The sequence below is a fragment of the Aminipila luticellarii genome, from assembly GCF_004103735.1.
Lineage (GTDB): Bacteria > Bacillota > Clostridia > Peptostreptococcales > Anaerovoracaceae > Aminipila > Aminipila luticellarii.
This window is the reverse complement of sequence record NZ_CP035281.1, coordinates 1005392-1025665: the sequence shown is the minus strand read 5'-3', so window position 1 is coordinate 1025665 and position 20274 is coordinate 1005392. Positions and strand designations below refer to the sequence as shown.

The window sequence follows — 20274 nt, the reverse complement described above, 5'->3', positions numbered from 1 at the left end:
TAGTATACCACTATTTGAGTTATTGTTCCACTATTGCCACAGTATAAAATATTTGTTCTTTTCAGAATATTTCAACTTTGTATTCTGCATACATTTGACAGATAATTTCGTTGACTAGAAATTACCAAAGTGCTATATTGAAACTAAGTTGAGTACTTGTTTTTGGAGCAAGAGTATTAAATGAGAAGAGGAGAAAAAAGATGTCAAATTATGTTGAAAGAGTTATCGCTCAGTGTATCAAAAATAACCCTGGCGAAACCGAGTTTCATCAGACTGTTGAAGAAGTGCTTTCTTCGTTAAAACCTGTTATGGAACAACATCCGGAATACGAGGCTGCCGGTCTTCTTGAAAGATTAGTGGAACCCGAAAGAGGAGTCACTTTCAGAGTTGTGTGGACGGATGACGCCGGCAAGGTGCACGTGAACAAAGGGTACAGATACCAGTTCAACAGTGCGATCGGACCTTACAAAGGCGGTTTGAGATTTGCACCCAGCGTGTATCCCGGAATCATTAAATTTTTGGGCTTTGAACAGATTTTTAAAAACAGCCTGACCGGTCTGCCTATCGGTGGAGGTAAAGGCGGATCAGACTTTGATCCAAACGGAAAATCTGATGCTGAAATTATGAGATTCTGTCAGGCCTTTATGACAGAATTATACAGACATATTGGCTCGGAAACCGATGTCCCTGCCGGTGACCTTGGCGTTGGTGCAAGAGAAATTGGTTACATGTACGGTCAATATAAGAGAATTGTAAATAGATTTGAAGGCGTTTTAACCGGTAAAGGCTTATCCTACGGCGGTTGTCTGGGTAGAACGGAAGCCACCGGATTCGGTATCGTATGGTATGCCGAGGAAATGTTAAAGGCCAACGGAGAAAATTTAAAGGACAAAACAGTTGCCATCTCAGGTTTCGGAAACGTATCCTGGGGCACTGCCATAAAGTTAAGAGATTTAGGAGCTAAATTGATCACGATTTCCGGTCCGGACGGATATATTCTGGATGAAGCCGGAATCAACACCGATGAAAAAATTGCTTGTCTGCTTGAACTGCGCGGATCCGGTAAAAATGTCTGTGCACCTTATGCGGATAAATTCCCGGGGGCTAAATTCTTCCCGGGCGAAAAGCCTTGGGGGGTTCAGGCCGATCTCTATATTCCTTGTGCGACTCAGAACGAAATACATAAAGAAGATGCTGAAACATTCGTTAAAAACGGCGTTAAATTTGTCTGTGAGGGTTCCAATATGTCCTCCACCAATGAAGCGATCAAAATCATGCAGGAGGGCGGAATCATCGTCGGTCCTTCCAAAGCAGCCAATGCCGGCGGCGTAGCTACCTCTTGTATTGAGATGGGGCAAAATGCCGGACATACGGTATTTACAACAGAGCAGGTCTATGAACAGCTCCACAACATTATGGTGGGCATCCATAAGGCTTGTGCTGAGGCTTCCCAGAAATACTACGACAAGTATGACCTGGTAGCCGGTGCAAATATTGCCGGTTTCCAGAAGGTCGCCGATGCCATGATGTCTCAAGGTTTAGTATAAACACTACTTCTAAAAATCAAGGAGTCTGCAAGCAGCATTGCAGGCTTCTTTTTTTCAAACAAAAAGGATTGCTTCTTTCTGATGTGATACATCTTCTTCAAGCAATCCTTTTTCATCTCTATTCTTTTATTTTTTTGTCTTATTTGCTCAATTCAGCGATTAATTCTCCTGCTTTTACCTGCTGGCCTTCTTTGACGTAAACCTTATCAACGGTTCCTGCCATAGCAGCTAAAATATTGGTTTCCATTTTCATCGCTTCAATAACCGCTACAGGCTGTTTTTCTTCAACCTTTTCGCCTTCCTTCACGAGAACCTTGATAATATTTCCCGGAATATTGGCGCCGATCTGTGCGGGGTCATCCGGATCAGCCATAGGAGCAGAAGATTTGACAACGCCCATATTTTCTAAGTCCTTATCTTTAATGGAGATGGAATGTCTGTTGCCGTTTACTTCAAATACAACCTCTCTCATACCTTCCGAATCCGGACTCTTAACTTCCACCAGCTTAATAACGAGGATCTTTCCTTCTCCGATCTTGATCTCACAAGTTTCCCCTTCTGCAAGTCCGTGGAAGAAGATATCACTTCCCATCATTCGGAAGTCTCCATCTTTCCTTACGCTCTGAATATAATCCACAAATACTTTTGGATACAGGGCATAACTGATGACTTCCTGAGGCGTACCCTCAAGACCCAGCTTCTCTACCAGACCTTTTCGGATATATTCAAAGTCTTCCGGCTGTAAAAGTTCGCCCGGTCTGCAGGTAATCGGCTTCTTGTCTTTCAATACAAGCTTCTGAAGCTTTTCCGGGAATCCGCCCTGAGGCTGGCCCATCATTCCTTCAAAATAAGATACGATGGAATCCGGGAAATCAATGTCCGCTGCTTTTTCATAAATATTTTCCGGAGTCAGGTCGTTTTGTACCATAAAGATAGCCATATCGCCCACCGCTTTTGAGGAAGGCGTTACCTTGACAATATCACCAAGCATTTCATTTACGGTTTTATACATGTCTTTTACAGCTTCAAATTTATGTCCCAATCCAAAGCTTTCAACCTGAGGTCTCAGATTTGAATACTGACCTCCCGGAATCTCATATTTATAAATTTCCGCAGTACTTACTTTCAGATCGGATTCAAAATCATGATATACCGGTCTTACGGCATTCCAATAGTTTGAAATCTGCTGAATGCCATCCAATTGAATACCTGTAGCTCTTTCTGTATTTTCAAGAGCCGCAACCATGGTATTCAGTGCAGGCTGGCTTGTAAGACCTGCCATGCTGTTAAAGGCTGCGTCGACGATATCCACACCGGCTAATGCCGCCATCAGGTACGTAGCTCCGCCATTACCGCTTGTATCATGGGTATGAAGATGGATTGGAATATCAATCTCATTCTTCAAGCTTTCAACCAGCTTTTTAGCCGCCATCGGTCTTAAAAGACCCGTCATGTCCTTGATGCCTAAAATGTGTGCGCCTCTCTTTTCAAGCTCCTTAGCCATGTTGATATAATATTTCAGGTTATACTTTTCTCTGGTTTCGTCTAAAATATCTCCTGTGTAACAAATACAAGGTTCTGCTACCATTCCCTGTTTCAGCACTTCGTCTAAAGCAACCTCCATGCCTTCTATCCAGTTTAATGAATCGAAGATACGGAATACGTCGATACCTGCCTGAGCAGACTCTTTAACAAATTCGCGGATAACATTATCCGGATAGTTTTTATATCCAACTGCGTTGGCACCTCGAATCAGCATCTGAAATAGAATATTAGGAATCTTTTCTCTCAGCGTAGCAAGTCTTTCCCATGGGGATTCTTTAAGGAATCGATACGAGGTATCAAAGGTCGCCCCGCCCCACATTTCCAGCGAGAACAGATTCTGGCCATAAAGTGCAGTAGCCGGAGCAATTTTCTCCATGTCAATGGTTCTTACTCTTGTAGCCATAAGAGACTGCTGTGCATCTCTCATGGTCGTATCGGTCAAAAGAAGTTCCTTTTTAGCTCCGATCCACTTGGACAGCTTTTCCGGACCTTCTTCATCCAGTCTCTGCTTTGTGCCTCTCAGTTCCTTGATGACCTCCGATTTTATCCTCGGGAAGACCGGTACGTCAAACTGCGGCTTTTCGCCCTTGGTTTCGTTGACGAATTTATTTCCGAGGAAGTTTAAAATCTTCAGTTCCGGATCGTCGCTTTTGATTTCAAATAAAGCCGGATTGTCCGCGATAAATCCCGTATCGCACTTTCCTGCCCGGAACATCTCATGATTCAATACATTCATGATAAATCCAATATTCGTCTTTACTCCTTTGATCTTCGCTTCATCCAAAGCTCGAAGGGCTTTGGCAATGGTGTCATCAAAGGTTCTGCCGCATGCGGTTACCTTTACCAGCAGGCTGTCATAATAAGGGGTAATCGTAGCTCCTGAGAAGCCGTTACCGCCATCCAGTCTGATACCAAAACCGGAGCCTGTTCTGTATAGATCAATCACCCCGGTATCCGGAGCAAAGCCATTGCTCGGGTCTTCTGTGGTTACCCTGCACTGAATAGCGTATCCTCTCGGCTGTATGTCCTTCTGGCTCTTGATATTGATTCTGTCAGAATCCAGCGGGTATCCTTCAGCCGCTAAAATCTGTGACTGTACGATATCAATTCCCGTGACCATTTCTGTTACGGTATGCTCTACCTGGATTCTTGGGTTCATTTCAATAAAATAATGCTGTCCTGTCTTATCTACTAAAAATTCAACAGTACCTGCACTTCTGTAGCTTACCGCTTTGGCCATCTTAAGTGCATCTGCACAAATGTTTTCTCTCTGTTCCTGAGTAATACAAATAGCAGGTGTAAATTCTATGACCTTCTGATGTCTTCTCTGGATGGAGCAGTCTCTTTCGTGAAGATGAACAATATTTCCGTAGTTATCCCCAAAGACCTGAACTTCGATATGCTTTGGACTTTCCAGATATTTTTCAATAAAAATATCGTCGATCCCGAAGGCTTTTTTAGCTTCACTTCTTGCACTTCTGAACTCAGCCAGCAGATCTTCTGCCTTACGTACAATACGCATCCCTCTTCCGCCGCCGCCGGCAGCCGCCTTAAGCATAATCGGGTATCCGCAGGCCTCCGCTATTTTTTTAGCTTCCTCTTCATTTTCTATGGCCTTTTCTACGCCCGGAATCGTTGGAACACCCACTTCGTGAGCTACAATTTTAGATTTGATCTTATCGCCCAATCTATCCATCATTTGATAAGTCGGCCCGATAAAGACGATTCCCTCTTCCTCACATTTTCTTGCAAATTCAACATTTTCTGAGAGGAATCCATAACCCGGATGGATGGCATCAACGCCTTTGGCCTTTGCCAGCTCAATAATTTCATTGATGCTTAAATAAACATCAACCGGTGATTTTCCTCTCCCGATCTGATACGCTTCATCAGCTTTTGTACGGAATAGCGAATTTCTATCTTCTTCTGAATAAATTGCTACTGTTCTAATGCCTAACTCTTTACAAGCTCTAAACACTCTGATTGCAATTTCACCTCGATTTGCAACCAGGACTCTTTTAAACTTCTGCTGCATTATAAATCTCTCCTCATAACTAATAACTTAACTGTCTAACCCTTTATGGTTTTTTAATTCTTGTGAAATCTTACAAAATTTATGCCACGAATTGCCTTATTTTTTTGTTTTATTCCACAATGTTTTTTTCTCTCTAGTTCAATTATACGAACTATTCCATTCCCTTGTCAACGAAATTTTCTTAATACTTAATCGTTTTTACGTATATATCGATAGTTTTTAATTATTGACAGCATAAAAAAACTTTATTTTTTGTAATGTACTTCTATCTGCGGATATGGAATGGAAATCCCCGCCTCGTCAAAAGCTACCTTCACATTCTCCTCCAGAAAATATTTTATATCCCAATAGTCTTCTGTTTTACACCAAACTCTCAAGTCAATGAGCACACTGTTATCCCCATGTCCTGAAACGCACACAAAAGGAGCCGGGTCACGGAAAACCTCAGGTTTCGCTTCGGCAACTGCCAAAAGCAGCTCCTTTGCCTTGTCCATATCATCCTCATAACCGATTCCAAATGTACAGTCTACCCTTCTCGTGGCTTCCGCAGAGGAATTGATCATTACTGCAGTGGTCATCTTTCCATTGGGTACACTGACCACTTTATTATCCGCCGTTTTCAGTCTGGTGCAGAGCAAATCAATCTCTTCCACCACGCCTGCCACCTCAATAATATCGATATAATCGCCCTGTTTGAAAGGTTTTGTCACAAGGATGATGATTCCTCCTGCAATATTTCCCAAGCTATCCTTTAATGCCAGCGCAATAGCCGCTCCGGCAGCCCCAAGCACCGCAATAAACGTAGACAACGGAATACCCAGCACACCTAACACGGTAATCGTCAATATAATCCAAAAAACGACCTTTACCGAATTTTCAATAAACGTATGCAGGGATGCATCTAATGTAGTTTTATTCAAAGCACGTCTGATAATTCCCAGTACGATTTTTATGATAATGTACCCGGCAATTAAAACCACTGCAGCTTCTCCCAGTGAAGCTGCAAAACTTACTAACTTTTCTAACGCTCTTTCTGAAAACATAAAACACCTCTTATCCCATTTTATTTCTTGGGGCTTATCCTATTAATTTTTTTGCAGTCTCCAGAAAATCTAAGCTGCTCACCTTTTGTACCCGCTGCTTCCAGCTTTCAGGCAGCACTGCCGCACCGGAATAGGCTCCGCAGATATTGCCGCAGATGGCACCGTTGGTATCTGCATCGTCCCCGCAATTTACAGCCGCAGGTATACCTTTCTTTGCATCCCCATCCACGGCATAAAAAACGCCCAGTGCCAAAGGAACGGATTCGTAGACATACATACTGGCCCCTATCGTACCTACCAATTCGTCTAAAACGCATTCCAGACCTTCCTTTTTATATTCCTCCACAATCCGTTTGGCTAAAAGGATTCGTTTAGAAACCAGAGGGGCCGTTATATCCCTGCCAATGGTTTCACCAAAGATGGCTGCCTCACAGGCTTTATTCATCACCTCTTCCGGAGTATATCCGCCATGCACGCCCGCCGCAACAGCTGCCGCCACTGCACAGGCCCCGGCTACACAAGGCCGGCTGCCATGGCTCGGCAGGGAAGATTCCGCCGCCGCTTGCAAACAGCCTTCCCAGTCATTCCAATATTTAACTCCCACCGGAGCCACTCTCATAGCACTGCCGTTTGTGGCACTTTCTCCTGAAGTCTCTTCCGGATTTTTTCCTTCTATTAAAGCCGTTAAATACTTTCTGGTAGCTGGGCCGATCACTGTAGTTTCCAGCATTTTTTGCCGGATAGCCCATTCCTTCATAGCCTGATTAAAAGCTTCCTTATTAAAGCCTCTATATTCAATTAAAACATTACTGATGATAACACTTTCCATGGTATCATCCGTAATTTCTCCTGCCTGCAGGCTTCCGTGACAGGTCTGAACTTCTGCTTCCGGCGTAACAAAATCATGGATATACCCATACGTATTTTTCATCTTCTCCCGGGTAAAAAAGGATGCCGGCATCCCCATGGCATCGCCGATTGCCCCTCCTACCAAGGCACCATATGCTCTGTCTAACATCAAACTCCTCCTCTCCTATTTCTGTTTTATAGTTCTTTTAGTTTATCCTCCAGCTTCCAAAAGCCGTGAGGCCCGTTTATCCCAACTGTTATGGCAGAAGTCAGACTGCCCAGTCTCACAGACTCCGCCAGTGTTTTACCCTCTGCGATTCCAAACAGAGCACCCGCAGCAAAGCTGTCTCCGGCGCCAGTGGTATCTACCGTATCCACTACCAATGGTAAATAATCGAAGGAATGATTTCCCTCATATACCGTTCCGCCCAATTCACCCCGTTTAAGAATGACCACCTGATCCCCAGTCAGCCACTCTCTGACAACCCCTATCTCACTTGTGTTGGGCGTGACCATATCGCTGATACGGATCATGCGCCTCAATAGCTCCTGATCGATACTTCCTACCAAAGGACTGGGGTCAAATAAAATATATCCGCCGTCCCGATGAAAAGCTTCCAGTACTTGAACAATATGTTCTGTCTGATCGTTCAAAAGAAAATATCCCGTTACTGCCGCATATCTTATCCCCTTTAATTCGTCTGAAAGAATCTCTTTTGAGAAATTTAGCTCCATACCGGTTTTTGTGAGAAAGGTCCTTTCGCCGTCCGGCTCCAGAAAGACCATACAATACCCGGTCGTTCCTTCCCTTTCCCGTACATACCGGGTGGACAAATGGTGTTCCTTCATATATTTCATAATGGACTGTCCCGTTTGGTCTTTTCCTATATAGGACACAATATGCGCTTTGCCCCCCAGATTGTCAAAAGTCACCGCCATATTGACAGAGCATCCTCCGACGCATTCAAATTCGCCGTTTATAAACCCATCCTGACCTCTTTCGGGCAGCTCTTCAATCTCGAAGTATTTGTCCAAAAGCAGCCCGCCAAATATTACACATTCCGTCATCCTCATACCTCCAGAGGGATCTGGGATTCTTTTTCCCATCCGATATACACTTCATCGCCCTTATTGATCTGTTCCTGTAAAGAAGTATTCTGTTGCTGTACCACTACAGTCTTTTCTTCGGCTTCTATAGTATAGCTGGTCAGACTTCCCGAATACGTCACAAAACTTACTCTGCCCTTTTTCTTGGCATTTTCCATTCTTTCTTTAGATATGCTTACCTTTTCAGGTCTCACCGCATACAGACGGTTTCCCTGTTCAAAGAAATTAGCCTTTCCTAAAAAACTGGCTACAAAAGCATTTTTAGGTTTTTCATAGATCTCTAAAGGCGTTCCTATTTGCTCGATTATACCGTTATTCATGACAATGATATAATCCGATAAGGTCATCGCTTCCTCCTGATCGTGAGTCACAAAGAAAGTGGTCACACCGGTCTCTTCTAAGATCTTCCTCAGCTCCAGCTGCATTTCTACTCTCAGCTTTTTATCTAAAGCACTTAAACATTCATCCAGAAGCAATACTCTCGGCTTTATGACCAGAGCACGAGCCAGAGCGACTCTCTGCTGCTGTCCCCCCGAAAGCTGTTTGGGTTTTCGGTTTGCATACTCTTCCATATGAACCATTTTCAATGCAGTATTTACCTGTTTCTCTATTTCACTTTTTGTAAATTTACGCTGCTCCAATCCGTATGCAATGTTCTGTTTTACTGTCATATGAGGAAACAGTGCGTAGCTCTGAAAAACCATCCCAATATTTCTTTTGTTTACAGGAATACCGGTTATCGGCTGGTCATCAAAATAAATTTCTCCTTCCTGTGGGATCTCAAAACCTGCTATCATTCTAAGAGTCGTGGTCTTACCGCAGCCCGAAGGTCCCAGTATGGAAACCAGTGTTCCGTCCGGAACCTCTACAGATATATTGCTTACGACCGTATTCTCTCCGTATACCTTCGTTAAATTTTTTATTGTTACCTTTGCCATGATTATTTGCCACCTCCCAGCACACTTTTAAAGCTTCTGCCCATAATGAGCCCCACTATGGCCAGACAAGCAAGGGATATTCCTATTATTATGGTAGATATTGCATTGATTTCCGGTGTGAATCCAAACTTAATGGAGGATTGGATTTCAATAGGAAGGGTGGAAATCCCGGACGGCATCAAGAAATAACTGATCGGAAAATTATCAAAGCTGATCATAAAGGATAAAAATCCTCCTGCCACCATAGCCGGAGCTATGGCGGGAAGCGTTATTTTTCTGAACGTCGTCCATGCATCCGCACCCAGGGATAAACTCATCTCCTCCAGCGCCGGATCTATGGAATGAATACGAGCCTGTAATACCAGCATGGCATAAGGAAGCGATATGACCACATGCCCCGCAGCTACGAAAAACAAATTCTTATCCATATCGATGAACCGAATCATCAGCAGCATGGAAAGCCCCATGATCAGCCACGGTATGCTCATGGGCATCATCATGACACTCCTGCATAGCCCTTCCGCCCTTTTCGATAGGGACTCCGCTCCCAATGTAAAAAGCGTCGCCAGTATAACACAGATGATTCCGGTGACAATCGCCAGATAGAAAGAGTTCTCCGCCGCACTCAGCAAGGTCACATTCTGCGACAGCTCTTCATACCACCTGGTACTGAATCGAAACGGCAGGGAGTTGTATCGGGATTCATTAAATCCCATGACCATCAGTACCACAATCGGCGTATATAAAAATAAAATAGTCAACAGCACATATAGTTTCATTCCAATGCTTTTTATCATGAATCATACCTCCTGCCTAAGCGATTAATAACAGCCATACTTATAAGAACCATGGCAAGAAGAAGAAAGGCTATGGCGGCACCAAAATTCCAGCCATAAATTTCGAAGAACTGGTCTTCAATAACCGTTCCTATCACGGTTCCGTTCACTCCGCCCAAAATCCTCGGCTCAACGAAGGTTCCAAGACACGGCACAAATACAATCATGATCCCTGTCACGACTCCGGGCATGGACATAGGCAGAACCACCCGGGTAAAGGTGGTAAGCTTCGATGCCCCAAGGCAGCTGCTGGCTTCCAGAAGGGTGTTGTCCAAACGTTCCAAAGCCATATAGATCGTTATGACCATATAAGGAAAAAAAGCATGGATCAAACCGATTATTACGGCTGTTCTCGTGTACAACAGCCCCATCGTTCCGTCTATAAGCCCAAGCGCATTCATCATTCTGTCAAATACGCCCCCATCCTGCAAAAAAATGAGCCAGCTGTATACCCGGACCAGCTGATTGGTAAAAAAGGGTATGATCAGAAGCACCATGACGATATTCTTAAGTCCTTTTAAATGCTTTGCCATGATATACGCCAACGGGTATGCGATAACGAGACTGATTACCGTCACTAAAAAACTGTTCACGATGGTTCTAAAGGTCAAGGTGAGATAAAAAGTCTTCGTAAAAAATCTGGAATAGTTCTCCAGTGTAAGCCCTGTTCCGTTGTCGCTCTGAAAGCTGTACGCCAACATGATGAAAAGCGGTAAGATCGCAAATAGAAAGAGTACCGCCATGCCGGGCAGGGTCATTACCTTCTTATTATTTTTCAATGTTACTCCTCCAATAAAATACTATACTGTCCTTTATTTTAACATAAATTTCATCCAATGGCTTACAAAAAAAGCCGTACTAAAATAAATTAGTACAGCTTCCTTTATTTATGAGATTATTCTGCCTTTACCTCTGTCCAAAGTTCATTCCAGGTATTCTTCACTTTATCCGTTCGGTATTCCATAAAGTACAGGCGGTTCAGCGAGGCTTCATCCATTCCTGCCGCTGCAGCGTATTCCGGGTCGATGGAGGCTGCGGCTGCCTGATTGACAGGAGCCGGACCGCCTTTGGATGCCCAGTTATACTGAAAGTCCTTGCTGATCATCCAGTCGATGAATGCATAAGCCAGATCCTTGTTCTTGCTGCCTGACGCAATGCCCCAGTTGTCTACCCAGCCGATTGCTCCATCTTCAGGAACAGTAAACGCAATAGGCTGGCCTTCCTGTTTCATAGAAGCGGACTGGCCGGACCACATCAGTCCAATATCGATCTGTTTTCCTGCGAAAAGCTTAGAAAATTCGTCTCCAGTCTTCCAGTAGGTCTTATTTAATGCTTTTTGTTCGATCAGCTTTGCCTTGATTGCATCTAAATCGGAAGGATTATTCGGGTCTTGACCTAATACAATTGCCGCTGACATAACCGCATCGTTGTAATCGTCCCGGAAAGCAATTTTTCCGGCATATTTCTTATCAAATAATGCGGCCATGGACTTTGGAGCTTCCTTAACAGCGTCTGTATTATATGCAATAGCCGTTGATCCCCATACAAAAGGAACCGCATACATTTTGTTGTCTTTAAAGCATTCCTTTTGCGTCTTGAATTTTTCAAACATTCCGTCATAGTTCTTGAGTTTTGAGGTGTCGATCTCAGCCAGCAGCCCTTCGTCAATAGCTGCCGGAAGTATGGAGCAGTTCGGAAGACATACATCAATTTCTCCGGCTTTGGATGTCCTCAATTTTGTTAAAAGCTCTTCTTCACTGGACATATACGTATTGACGATTTCACAGTTATATTGTTTTTCAAAAGCTGCAATGAAATCCTTGTCATCCGATCCGTAGTCCTTCCAGTTCACAACGTATAGTTTTGTCTTTTCTTTGTCTGCAGTATTCTCATTTTCTGATTTACTGCCGCAGGCCGCCATAGAAAGCATTAGTGAAAATGCCAAAGCAGCAGCCAATAGCTTTTTACCCTTCATTTTTTTCCTCCTCGTCTGGCTGTTACAAAAAATTAGTTTCCTTGCTCTTGTCCGCAAATATATGTTTAAGACTATCACTATTATATTCAAAAATCAACCATACTTTTCCAGTGTTCCTCTATCTCCGGAATCCGAAACTTCTCAGCCCCCCAGCGTTTTATCCTGCGTCTGATACCATGCAATGCCCCGATAAAATTGCTCCTCCGTAAACTCCGGCCAAAATTCATCTAAAACATAAATATCTGCATATACGGACTGAACCGGTAAAAATCCACTCAATCTGCGCATTCCTCCCCACCGCATGATCAAATCAATTCTGGAAATATCTCTGGAAGCCAAGCCGCTTTCATTCATCAGATCCCAATCCCATCCGTAATTCACCAGAAAATTCACTTTGATACCGCCTTGTCCAAATTTCGTTCGCTTCGTAAAGGCTCTTAGTTCTTCCGGGAAACACGGAGATCGGTCATTCCCCATGACCAAAAGCTCTGCATCCCGTTTTGAAAGCTCCAGTACCGCATCCACGCAGGCACGTTGAAAAGCACTTTTTTGTTCTGCCGGGCGTTTCGTATTGTCCACAGTAAACCCGTAAAGGGTCAATTCTTCTACACCCATTTCTCTGCATAAATCATACAGCTGAAATCCCGGATCAAGACCGTGTTGATACCCGTCTTTCTTTTCCAGACCGCAGTTGACAGCCCAGCGCCGGTTTCCATCGGGTATGACCCCAATGTGCCGGGGTATCCTCTTAAAAGCTCGTTTTCTTTCATTTACCTCACTGTTCCGCATATCCATTTCCCCCACTCATATAGGAGGTATTATGTTCTATCCATGGTAAATTTATTCACGATCTGTCCTTACTGATCCAAAGGATTACGAAAAGCCCCACCATAAACATACCCGCTGACTGAACCAGTTCCACTCCCTGAGGCACACCGGGGAAAACCTCCAGCAAAGAGCCGATCATAAACCCAATAATCAGCATATATGTAAACTGCGGGTGCCTTTTCATTTCTCGTTCAATGATTCCCGCCGTAAGAAAAGTTCCGGCCAGGGTTCCCACGACCAGCGGGACTAAATAGGCCATATCCAAATATCGAATGGCCTTCAGTGTCAAATCATACATGCCCAGCATCAACAAAACATAAGAGGCACTGATTCCCGGCAGGATCAAAGCCACAGCTATGACTACACCGGCAAGGAGGAGCATAAAGCAGCTCATCAGATGAAATCCCGGCTCAAAATCCAGCATCCCCTCCGGAAACAACGTAATCAGATAGGCAATGGCTGCACCGACCACTACAGCCACTTTATTCACATGCTTCACCTTATCGGCTGTGGCTTTTTTATATAAAGGAGGAAAGCTTCCAAGGATGGCGCCAAGAAATAAAAACATCATCGGCTTCTGCCATGCAGTGACCGCATTCAGCATAGGTCCCGATAATAAGAGTATCCCTATGACCCCTGCGATTCCATATTGTAATAAAAACAATCCATTCCCTTTAAAATTACTTCTTAAAGAATTTACAGCATGTATCAAATCATCATAAATCCCCAGAATAATGGCCATCGTCCCACCGCTGACTCCCGGAACCAGCATGGAAGCGCCAATAATAAACCCCTTTATGAACCGTATAAAAATATGTTCGTCGTTATTTTTTTGTTTAATCTCCATTTGTCACTACCCTCATAATCGCTAAAATTCTGTACCTGCTACAGCCCATACCCACTATCCAAGATTTTTTTCAAATCTCCACGCATCCCTGCACATGTCAAGAATACCCCGCCTTGCGGTAAATTCTAATTCACGCTCCGCCTTTGATGCATCTGCATAAAATTCTGCAATATCTCCCGGTCTCCGTTCGCTGATTTCAAATGGCACCTGAATGTGATTTGCTTCTTCAAAGGCTCTTATCAACTGTAGTACACTAGTGCCTTGGCCGGTGCCAAGATTATAAATTTGTACACCCTTCGTAAGCTTTTCCAAAGCCAGTACATGACCTTCTGCCAAATCCATCACATGGATATAATCCCGGACTCCCGTTCCGTCGACGGTTGGATAATCCTTTCCGAATACTTTTAATTTATTTAGCTTTCCTTTTGCGACCTGAGTTATATACGGCATCAGATTGTTGGGTATCCCGTTGGGCATTTCTCCTATCAGACCGCTGTCATGAGCTCCTATCGGGTTAAAATAACGTAAAAGAGATACACAAAACTCAGGATTTGCTTTCTGCATATCCATTAAAATTCTTTCACTAATGACCTTTGTTTCCCCATATGGGTTTGTCGTTGGTAATAAATTCATCGTCTCTACAAAAGGGATTTCATTTTCTCCATATACCGTAGCAGAAGAACTGAATACAAATCGATTTACTTTGTACTCTTGACACATGCGAGCCAACATAATCGTGCTCAACACATTATTGTAATAATATTTAAGCGGTTCCTTTACTGATTCCCCCACAGCCTTAAGCCCTGCAAAATGAATCACACCGTCAAATTGATGCTTTGAAAATACAGGTCTTATATCCTCTTCTTTTGTTACATCAATTTGATAAAATACAACTTTTTTATTGGTAATTTGCTCTATTTTATGTATGGTTTCCGCTTTACTATTGCATAAATTGTCAGCCACCACTACGCGATGTCCTTCTTTAAGTAAAGCAACACAGGTATGGGATCCAATATAACCTGCACCGCCAGCAACTAAAATTTCCATATAAAATCTCCTTTTTATGTGCAGCTATTCCAGCATCCATTTCTTCAATATTTAATGTTGTTTCAAACCTCCAGGCATCCTTGCACATTTCAATAATGCTTCGCTTTGCAGTAAACCCTAATTCGCACTTTGCTTTTGATGTATCTGCATAACACTTTGCAATGTCTCCGGGTCGTCGCCCTACAATCTCAAAGGGTACCTGAATGCCATTTGCTTCTTCTAACACCTGTAAACAGTTCATATCCCCCAAATGGGAACAATTAAATTTTGGCCATCAAATGCCGATAGCCTATCTGTTGTGCAAAGTACTGCCCCTGTGCCACGTTCTAAAGAGGCTTTATCTATAACCCCAAATACCCGGGTAAGTTGACTATGTGGCATAGCAGTTTTCTTGATTTCCATAGGGTATAGCTTACCGCTGTCTTCCAGCAGAATATCTATTTCTTTGGTATCTTTGTCACGATAGTAATAAACGAAAGCTTCCCGGCCACAATTCTGATAGCTCTTGACAATCTCCGACACCACAAAATTCTCAAGAATCGCACTGCTCATGGCACCATTCATCAGCATGTCGCTGCCTCTCCATTTGGTCAGGTATGCCACCAAGCCACAGTCGTAGAAATAAAGCTTTGGTTTCGTCACCATACGCTTAAGCATATTGTTGGAATATGGGTGTAGATAAAATACAATTCCCAGCCTCTCCAAAATCCCAAGCCAGTTTTTAGCGGTAACCTGGCCAATCCCGGCAACATCAGAGATAGTCTTATAATTCACCATCTGTCCACACAGAGCGGCGGCCGATGTGATAAAATCCATAAATTTAAGTGAATCAATGGCACCAGATATCTCTTTTACATCCCGGTCAATATAGGTGCTGATATAGCTGGAATAAACTGCCCGATAATCGCTGTACTGCCCGCTGATTAGAGCAGGCATCCCACCTCTGAAAATACGTTCATAAAGTGCAGGAGTATCAACAGGAGTCCGCTCTTTTATCCGCTGTGACAGCTGCTCCAAATCCAGCACAAAAGGTGCTGAAGCAGCACCGTAGATTTCAGCCTGTGACATAGGAGCCATATGGAGCAGGCAAACGCGCCCAGCCAGAGATTCCTGTATTCCCTCCATTAATTTGAACACCTGTGAACCTGTCAGCCAGAAATCACCGGCACGATGGTTTTGATCAACATGTATTTTAATATAGGAAAACAGCTCCGGTGCATACTGCACCTCATCGATAAATACCGGTGGCTTATGAATTTGCAGGAACATCTTGGGGTCATTCTTTGCCATTTGGCGCTCTGTCAAATCGTCCAGTGTAACATACTCCCGTCCTATGTTCTCCTCTGCAGCCAGCTTTTGCAGCATGGTGGTTTTTCCGACCTGCCTCGGACCGGTAAGCAGCAAAGCAGGAAACTCATTGGAAAGGCGGAGAAAGGTATCCTCCATTACCCTGTGCATATAATTCATGAAATCACCTCTTCGTCTAAAATTATTATATACTATATTATAGCCGATACGCTCTACCTGGTCAATGTATTTTCGGCTATTACTTATATTGATTGCATTTTAGACGAAATTATCGTTGATTTTCTTCAACGGATAATACTGTGGTATAATCCTATTTTCTTACTTTATCAACAAAAATCGGATTTCATTCCATTTTATTTAAAAGGAACGATATTTCCTACTGAACAAAAAGACTGAATCCTGCACGATGCAAAACTCAGCCTTTATAATATCTTTTAATTATTATTAAATTACTATCTTCCCGATCTTCTTCGATCCAATTCTTTTAAAAACTTCTTCCTCAGTCGAATGTCATCCGGTACAACCTCTACCAGCTCATCGTCGTTAATAAATTCAAGAGCTTCCTCCAGTGTAAAGACCCTTGCAGGAGAAAGCTTGACCGCATCATCACTGCCGGCAGCACGCATGTTGGTTGCCTTCTTTGCCTTACATGGATTTACGACCATATCGTCATTTCTGCTGTTCATGCCCACGATCATTCCTTCGTACACTTTTGTACCCGGTTCTACAAACATCTGAACTCGCTCCTGAATATTAAAAAGCGCATATCCCGTACAAGTTCCTTCTTCCTGAGCAATAGCTACACCGTTTGTTCTCTGTGGGATTTCTCCTTTATATTCATCAAAGCTGTCAAAATGTCTGACCATGGTTCCTTCCCCGCGGGTATCGTTGATAAATTCACTTCGGTATCCCAGCAGCCCTCTCGTCGGTACTAAATACACCAGCTTGGAATATCCGTTTTCTCCGGACATTTCCTTCATGATGCCCTTTCGGACATTCAGCTTTGAAATAACACTTCCCGAGTATTCATCGGGAACAGAGATAACCACCTCTTCAATGGGCTCTAATTTCTTCCCGTGCTCGTTTTTGTGCATGATGACTTCCGGCTTGGATACCGCCAATTCATATCCTTCACGTCTCATATTTTCAATTAGGATGGAAAGGTGCAGTTCCCCTCTGCCCGATACCTTAAATACGTCCGTAGAATCTGTCGGCTCTACCAGAAGTCCTACATTTACTTCCAGTTCCTTTTCCAGTCTTTCTTTAATGTGTCTGGAAGTTACAAATTTCCCCACCTTTCCGGCAAAAGGAGACTTATTTACCATAAAGTTCATGGATAATGTCGGTTCTTCTATATGGATCATTTCCATCGGCTGCGGATTGGAGCTGTCACAAATGGTTTCTCCGATAGAAATGTCTGCAATGCCGGATACCACTACGATATCTCCGCATTCCGCCTGATCCACAGGGGTTCTTTTCAGTCCTCTGTATACAAAGACCTGATTAATTTTTCGGGAAACGATACTGCCGTCAGCCTTAGCCACCGCAACAGTTTGTCCGGTTTTTATGATGCCCTTGGTCACACGGCCGATTCCCAGTCTTCCGATATAATCGTCGTATCCCAGTGAAGAAATCTGCATCTGCAGGGATTCTTCTCTAAGATCCGGATAAATTTCCACATGCTTGGTAATGGTTTCAAATAATGGCTTAATATCTCCGCCTTTGCCGCCCTGTGGATTTTTTTCAGATTTCTGCCCGCCTACTTCCACTTCAACATCCTTCACATCTGCCGGATCATACACCACGATGCCCTGTCTTGCTATGCCGTATAAAATCGGAAAGTCCAGCTGTTTATCATTTGCGTTCAAATCCATGAACAATTCATATACTTCATCCACTACTTCATCAATTCGAGCATCTTTTTTGTCGATCTTGTTGATCAGCAGAATAGGATTCAATCCCTGCTCCAACGATTTATTTAAAACAAATCGTGTCTGAGGCATCGGGCCTTCACTGGAATCTACCAGCAATATGACCGTGTCCACTGTTTTCATGATTCTCTCTACTTCGGATGAGAAATCTGCATGTCCCGGTGTATCTACGATATTGATCTTTACATCGTCATGCATAACGGAACAGTTTTTGGAATAAATCGTAATTCCTCTTTCTCTCTCTATGTCATCGCTGTCCATAACGCAGTCAACGACTTCTTCGTTTGCACGGAAAACTCCGCTCTGATTTAAAAATGCATCTACCAAGGTAGATTTTCCTGCATCAACATGCGCTATGACCGCTATGTTAATGATCTTTTGTTTGTTTGCCATAATGACTCCTACTTTCTATACCACTTTATTTATTATAAAAGGAACCAATGCATTAAGTTCCACATTTTACATAAATTGTAACTCGTCGTATCCCGAACCTTAATATTATATCACAATGCAAAATAAATTCAATATTTATTAAAAAAATAACGGCATCAGCCGCTATTTGATTTTCAATTGGTCCATGGTAGGATTTACATGGTAATACGTTTTTAGCGCTTCATATTCTTCCTGAGCCTTTTTCCTGGATGCTGTTTTCATGGCCTCTTCTTTTTTAACAGCACGGATCATGATATTTTTAGCCGTATGCTCCAAGCTGGTGAACTCAATCATAGCCACCTCATACCCACAGGCTTCCAGCTTTAGTCCTCTCAGCCCGTCCGTTAGCAGCTCCGTAAACCGATCCTTTAAAATCCCGTGCTTATACAAAGGCTGATGCAGGTCACTTCTAATCTGATGAAACAATTCGTGCTGACAGCAGGGAACGGATAAAATGACCTTAGAGTTCCATCGGACCGCATTGATCAGCGCATAATCGGTCGCCGTATCACAGGCGTGAAGAGTAACCACCATATCCGCATGGTCGCTGGTGTAATCAGCAATGTCACCTTTCAAAAAATGCAGCTCCGGGTAGCCCAGCTCCTCCGATATGTTATTGCAGAATTCTATCACATCTTCCTTTAAGTCCAACCCGATTATTTCCACATTCCGTTTCTTCATGATTCGAAGGTAATGGTATAGCGCAAAGGTCAAATAAGATTTACCGCAGCCAAAATCAATAATCCTTAAGGGTTTCTCTTCTCTTTCCGGTAAATACTCCAGCACATCCTCCACGATCTCCAAATATCGGTTTATCTGCCTGAACTTGGCATAATGCTTTTGAAAGACCGTGCCGTCCTCTCCCATAACACCCAATTTGATTAAAAAATCGCAAGGTTCCCCTTCCTGAATGATATACTTTTTCCCTTTATTATGTTCCAAATGAGCTACTGCTCTTTTTTCGGTCTGCCTTCTTATGATTTTAGGCTTTTCGGGTTTCGACGCCAGAATCTGAATCTCTTCATCCGTTGTCTGCACATTTACCTGCTTAAACTCCTCGTTGATGAGTCTCTGACACAGCAAAAGGATTTCTTCAGCAGATAAATTTTCATGAGTCACTTTTTTCTCGAAGTGGTATTCCACCTGATATACCAGCTGTTTCTTCAAAAGAATCGGCCGTATGGTAACCTTTTTACAAGGGTTTGATTTTTTTCGCATATTCCCCAAGGTAATCTTGATGACCTGATCTTCTTCCAATATTTTTCTAATTAATTCAATAAGCTTGTCCATTGTACACCGCTTTCTCCGTTATTTCAGATGTCATTTTAATCTAAATTTATATTATACCAAAAAACTTTATAACCGCCAATAGATTTGACGGCTATTACAGTATTTCGCCAGCCTCAGCTGCCGAAATTTTTTCAATTAAAGTGGATCTACAAAAGGAATTCCAAAGTATTCTGCCAGAGAAAATACCAGATTCTCTGCAATAGCTTCGATATTGCCTGCGATCCAGTTGGCATCTTCATAATTATCGTGATAGGCCAATTCTATAAGAATGGATGTGGCTCTGGTTCTCCTCAGTTCGGCAAGCGTAGTATTTGGAATAGTGGTTACTAAATCAGGATTTGGATAAATATCTGAAAGATTTTTGGCAAATATGTTTGCGGCTTTTTCACCATCCTGACTAAAGGCATAATAATAAACGTCCGGTCCCTGCAGCATGCCTGACAAATTTTCCGGAGAAGCATTGGAATGAAGGGCTAAATGCAGATCATATTCTCCCGCATTGGACTGTTCAATGACTTGAGCCAGAGAATCGTTTGGATTATTCCGATTGAAGGAGATATCACTTGCCCTCAGATAAGGCACCATGGCATCAACGATGAGATTCATGTAATATTCTTCACTTCCTCCAATAATATATTCATTATAATCTTGAACTGAAGGGCTCAAATAAACACTTGGCGTTGTCGTCTCCATATATCCTCCTAACTTATGCACAA

General features: G+C 43.1%; 16 protein-coding genes. 1 reads left to right on the top strand and 15 read right to left on the bottom strand.

Annotated features, from left to right (window positions below):
- Positions 1–200 precede the first annotated feature (200 nt).
- The gene (gdhA, locus tag EQM06_RS04665; RefSeq protein WP_128745220.1) at positions 201–1547 is read left to right on the top strand and encodes an NADP-specific glutamate dehydrogenase; all 1347 of its coding nucleotides are present in this window, start codon (positions 201–203) and stop codon (positions 1545–1547) included.
- Positions 1548–1686: 139 nt separating this feature from the next.
- Here the strand turns inward: gdhA and EQM06_RS04660 are convergent, their stop codons facing one another.
- The 15 genes from EQM06_RS04660 to EQM06_RS04585 all read right to left on the bottom strand — a co-directional run bounded on the left by EQM06_RS04660 (position 1687) and on the right by EQM06_RS04585 (position 20251).
- Positions 1687–5127, bottom strand: coding sequence for a pyruvate carboxylase (locus tag EQM06_RS04660; protein WP_128745219.1), 3441 nt, complete (start codon positions 5125–5127; stop codon positions 1687–1689).
- Between the two features lie 245 nt (positions 5128–5372).
- Complete coding sequence (locus EQM06_RS04655; RefSeq protein WP_128745218.1) at positions 5373–6170, bottom strand: mechanosensitive ion channel family protein; 798 nt, start codon at positions 6168–6170, stop codon at positions 5373–5375.
- A 34-nt stretch (positions 6171–6204) separates the two neighbouring features.
- The gene (locus EQM06_RS04650) at positions 6205–7188 is read right to left on the bottom strand and encodes an ADP-ribosylglycohydrolase family protein (protein ID WP_128745217.1); all 984 of its coding nucleotides are present in this window, start codon (positions 7186–7188) and stop codon (positions 6205–6207) included.
- A gap of 26 nt (positions 7189–7214) precedes the next feature.
- Positions 7215–8087 (bottom strand): carbohydrate kinase family protein, encoded by an 873-nt coding sequence (locus tag EQM06_RS04645; protein WP_164914350.1) that lies wholly within the window; start codon positions 8085–8087, stop codon positions 7215–7217.
- A gap of 2 nt (positions 8088–8089) precedes the next feature.
- Positions 8090–9064: an ABC transporter ATP-binding protein gene (locus EQM06_RS04640; RefSeq protein ID WP_128745215.1), complete on the bottom strand. Its 975-nt coding sequence runs from the start codon at positions 9062–9064 to the stop codon at positions 8090–8092.
- A gap of 2 nt (positions 9065–9066) precedes the next feature.
- A complete protein-coding gene (locus EQM06_RS04635) occupies positions 9067–9861 on the bottom strand; it encodes an ABC transporter permease (protein WP_128745214.1) in 795 nt (264 codons plus the stop codon).
- Positions 9858–10679 carry an ABC transporter permease gene (locus tag EQM06_RS04630; RefSeq protein ID WP_230975023.1) on the bottom strand — a complete coding sequence of 274 codons (822 nt, stop codon included), beginning with the start codon at positions 10677–10679 and terminating at the stop codon, positions 9858–9860. The genes EQM06_RS04635 and EQM06_RS04630 overlap by 4 nt, the downstream gene beginning before the upstream one ends.
- 116 nt (positions 10680–10795) lie before the next feature.
- Positions 10796–11875 (bottom strand): ABC transporter substrate-binding protein, encoded by a 1080-nt coding sequence (locus EQM06_RS04625; protein WP_128745213.1) that lies wholly within the window; start codon positions 11873–11875, stop codon positions 10796–10798.
- Positions 11876–12016: 141 nt separating this feature from the next.
- Positions 12017–12664, bottom strand: a complete 648-nt coding sequence (locus EQM06_RS04620; protein WP_128745212.1) for an undecaprenyl diphosphate synthase family protein — start codon at positions 12662–12664, stop codon at positions 12017–12019.
- 55 nt (positions 12665–12719) lie between these two features.
- Entirely contained in the window at positions 12720–13550 is an 831-nt protein-coding gene (locus tag EQM06_RS04615) for a DUF368 domain-containing protein (RefSeq protein ID WP_128745211.1), read from the bottom strand.
- Between the two features lie 54 nt (positions 13551–13604).
- On the bottom strand, positions 13605–14597 hold the full coding sequence (gene galE, locus EQM06_RS04610) for a UDP-glucose 4-epimerase GalE (RefSeq protein WP_128745210.1): 993 nt from the start codon (positions 14595–14597) through the stop codon (positions 13605–13607).
- Positions 14598–14834: 237 nt separating this feature from the next.
- On the bottom strand, positions 14835–16064 hold the full coding sequence (locus EQM06_RS04600) for an ATP-binding protein (protein ID WP_128745209.1): 1230 nt from the start codon (positions 16062–16064) through the stop codon (positions 14835–14837).
- 293 nt (positions 16065–16357) lie between these two features.
- Positions 16358–18229: a translational GTPase TypA gene (gene typA / locus EQM06_RS04595; protein ID WP_128745208.1), complete on the bottom strand. Its 1872-nt coding sequence runs from the start codon at positions 18227–18229 to the stop codon at positions 16358–16360.
- A gap of 162 nt (positions 18230–18391) precedes the next feature.
- On the bottom strand, positions 18392–19558 hold the full coding sequence (locus EQM06_RS04590; RefSeq protein WP_128745207.1) for a class I SAM-dependent methyltransferase: 1167 nt from the start codon (positions 19556–19558) through the stop codon (positions 18392–18394).
- Positions 19559–19693: 135 nt separating this feature from the next.
- Positions 19694–20251, bottom strand: coding sequence for an N-acetylmuramoyl-L-alanine amidase family protein (locus tag EQM06_RS04585; protein WP_128745206.1), 558 nt, complete (start codon positions 20249–20251; stop codon positions 19694–19696).
- Positions 20252–20274: the final 23 nt, after the last annotated feature.